The 526-nt window shown below is 67.5% G+C and carries 1 protein-coding gene; it reads right to left on the bottom strand.

Features of this window, described 5'->3' with window-relative positions; translation table 11 throughout:
- Positions 1–526 (bottom strand): FAD-dependent oxidoreductase (locus OX89_RS06855; protein WP_047350051.1); only part of this gene is annotated, 526 nt, incomplete at both ends.

Raw genomic sequence — 526 nt, 5'->3', positions numbered from 1 at the left:
CGGCCCACGGCCTGCAGCACCAGGTCGTACACCTGGGGCTCGGGCACCGTGACGCCGTCCTTGGCGGGCGCGAAGCTTACCTTGATGCCCTCGGGCGTGGCCTCGGCGGCCACGGTCTTGGTATTCAGCATCACGTTGTCGAAACGGTGCTGGTTCATCTTCTGCCACACCTTGACCAGGTCGCGATCAGCGCCCTGCATCAGGCCGTCCAGCATCTCCACCACGTCCAGGCGCGCGCCCAGCGTGCTGTACACCGTGCCCATTTCCAGGCCGATGATGCCGCCGCCCAGGATCAGCATGCGTTTGGGCACGTCCTTGAGCGCCAGCGCACCGGTGGAATCCACCACGCGCGGATCGTCGGGCATGAACGGCAGGCGCACGGCCTGGCTGCCGGCGGCGATGATGGCGCGCTTGAACGCCACCACCTTCTTGGCGCCGGTCTTGTCCTGGCTGGTGCCGGTGGTTTCCTCCACCTCCAGGTGGTTGGCGCCGACGAAGTGGCCGTAGCCGCGCAGCACGGTCACCT

This window comes from Diaphorobacter sp. J5-51 (genome assembly GCF_001023515.1).
Classification (GTDB): domain Bacteria; phylum Pseudomonadota; class Gammaproteobacteria; order Burkholderiales; family Burkholderiaceae_C; genus Diaphorobacter; species Diaphorobacter nitroreducens.
The sequence above is the reverse complement of the archived record's forward strand: the minus strand, read 5'-3'. Positions and strand labels throughout refer to the sequence as shown.